At 35.9% G+C, this 3,071-nt stretch carries 2 protein-coding genes; both read right to left on the reverse strand.

The window, feature by feature from the left end; translation table 11 throughout:
- A partial coding sequence (locus tag Q0L68_RS18735) for an MsnO8 family LLM class oxidoreductase (RefSeq protein WP_296705777.1) occupies nt 1-593 on the reverse strand: 593 nt, incomplete at its 3' end.
- Nucleotides 594-772: 179 nt separating this feature from the next.
- Nucleotides 773-3,071: outer membrane beta-barrel protein (locus Q0L68_RS18740; RefSeq protein ID WP_296705778.1), on the reverse strand; the 2,299-nt coding region annotated here is incomplete at its 5' end.

The following is a 3,071-nucleotide window of genomic DNA, read 5'->3' on the forward strand; positions in this document are numbered from 1 at the left end:
GCTGAAATCAAATAACCTGGTGCAAAATGACTTACAAAGGCATACGGTAAACCTTTTTCCGAAGCCAATACAGCACTGTTCATACTTGAGCCAAGCAGATATATTGGGACATCCAGTCCTTCAGCGGGAAAGGCACGAACTTTTTGATCGATGTTGTCTTCTGAAAAATAATTACTCAATTCATCTAAATCATTCGGAAATTCCTGAACTGATTCCATTCTTCCCCTTCGAAGAGCTTTTGCTGTGGTTTGGTCAGTTCCAGGTGCTCTTCCCAATCCTAAATCTATACGACCAGGAAATAAAGTTGCCAGCGTTCCAAATTGCTCTGCAATGATTAAAGGACTATGATTTGGAAGCATAATACCACCTGAACCCAGTTTTATGGTTTTAGTACCGTTGGCTATATAGCCTATCAGTATCTGTGGGGATGAACTTCCCACAAAGGCCATATTATGATGTTCGGCTAGCCACATTCTGGTGAAACCGAGATTTTCTGCTTTTTGGGCTAAAGATAAGCTTCTGTCATAAGCGTCTTTTGCATCAAATTCTTCTCTAATGATTGATAATTCTAATAAAGAATAAGGTATGGACATAAAGGATGTGATTTCAAAAAGGGATTTCTGAATCAGTTTGGAGATAAACCAAACCTATATGCTAATGGCAATTAGTATTGAAAAGTTTCCTCTAATTAAATTATGGAACTTTCTAATTCTTCAAAAAATGATCTGAGTGAAAAAAATGGTCCGAAAATATTTTCGGACCATACACTTTTTTAAATAGCTCCTGGACCTCTTCCTCTATCACTTTCTCCGGAATTTACCATGTCGTTATAATCATCCATGTCCATTCCTTTGCTGAACCTTCTGATGTTGAATGAGAAAGTTAACATGAAATATCTCTGAAGTACATTGTTTTGAATATCTTCAATATAAACGTCTGTTACATTTCTTCTGACGCTGGTATTCTGTCCCAATAAATCATAAACATTCAAAGAGATTTCTCCTCGTTGATTTTTAAACACTTTTTTACCAAGACTCATATTCATCAGTAAGAAATTGTTGTCAAAACCTTCTGATAGGCCTGAATTAATCTGATGATTAAGATCCAGTCGATAGATAAAACCTTCCCAAATTATCCAGCTGAAATTAAGCCTTGTCCTTTGGTTATAATATTTATTGTTCAGATTAGGATTAAGAGTGTTTTCAACATTGTTAAAAGACATTCTTGTAGAAATGTTGAAATCAACTTGATCACTTATATTACTACTGATAGAAATACCTGTACTCAGCCTACTTGAATTATTGAAACTTAATTCATTGTTTACTTGACCTGGCCTTTTTTCATAACTAAACCCACCATTGATATTTAGATTAGATTTAATGAAGCCGAAAGGCATTCCATAACTTACCCAAGATCTAAAATCTTGATATCCATCTAAATTTACCGGTCTGAATAATTGTGACCCTTTTTCTAGAATAACTCCACCTGGAAGTTCTGTGGTTTGATCAGCGATGAAGGAGCTATTCGCAATTGAATTAGCTACTATTCTGGATTGAGCAAATATGAACCATGATTTATCGGTGTCTGGATTTCTACTCCTAAACCTTAACCGAATTCTATTGGAATATGATTGATCCAAATCAGGATTTCCGGTTCTAAGTTGTAATGGGTTAGAATTATCAATAACTCCCTGAAGCTGCTGAACAGAAGGAGCATCTGTATTGGTATCATAATCCAATTCCATATTCGTATTATCCGAAAACTTATAATCAAACCGAATTGTCGGTAAAAAGCTTTCAAAGGATCTTTCTAGATTAAAAGGTGCAGGAAACCCTTGGTCATTTTGAAGTTGGGCGTTTTGGTATTGCCCTTCAACCTGGATCTGCATTTTTTCAAGTCGGTACTGGTAGCCAAGTTCAACTTCCTGCGTAAGGTATTTGCTTTCAAAGGTATTACTTAGAGCGGTGTCCAATTCCAAATCTAAGCCAGACGGATCCTCACTAATAATATCAAAAGTTAATTGATCGGAATCATCCGCACGATTTCCTATTTCGTACTCCAATTCCATCTGCCCATTCTTTCCAATAGGTTCGGTATATGATACGCTTGTCTCCCAATTGGTTCCTGTACGATCTCTTGAAATTCTTTGGTTTATGATTTCAGATCTTTCATTTGGTTGGAAAAATGTGTTTTCAGCCCTCCTAAAGGCAAGATCTTTATCCCAGTGATAACCTGCATTCAGTCTGACTGTCAATGACCTTCCATCTTTATTGAATTTATGACCGTAATAGAGTCTGTTATCAAAATCAAATGCTTTATTATCTGCCGTACGAACATTTTCTGTTTTGTTCAAAGGGCCATCTAGATTGGTTGATTCTCCTATGAAAGCAGAGTTTTCTTTGTCATTTTCTGCAGAAAGTCTAGGTCGATAAACGATCCTGTTTTTTTCATCGATATTATATTCCAGTCTCATATCAAACCTATGGTCCTGATTCGTTCTAGTGTTTCTACTATTTTCATTATAGATCTGACCATTTTCTGAATCAGTTACATAATCTCTGAAAAGAGAAGAAATCCCATTATTTTCCCTTGTTCTGAATAAGTAACTACCGCTGACTTTGATTTTTTCATTCCATAGGTCGGAGTAATTTAAACCTAATATATTCGTCTTAATAATTCCATTTTGGGGTCTATTATTTCCTTGGGCATTTGGGTCAGAAGAATAATCCTGAACATTAATATTATTGCTTAAGCCAGTAAAAGTGATTCGTTGATCTTCATTAAAAGCATTGATACTTGCTCCCAAAAGATATGTATCGTCAGTTCCATAACCAGCTGATGTCTTTCCAAACTGCCCCTTTCTTCTATTTGGTTTTGTTATGATATTGATGGTTTTCATCCTTTCCCCATCATCAAATCCACTCAATTGTGCCTTCTCACTCTTTTGATCAAAAATTTCTATCCCTTGAATTACTTCTGCAGGAAGATTTTGTAAAGCTGTTTGGACATCGCCTCCAAAAAAAGGTTTCCCATCTACAAGAATCTGAGCAATGTTTTCTCCCTGAGCTTGT

This window comes from Algoriphagus sp., from assembly GCF_024642405.1.
GTDB lineage: Bacteria > Bacteroidota > Bacteroidia > Cytophagales > Cyclobacteriaceae > Algoriphagus.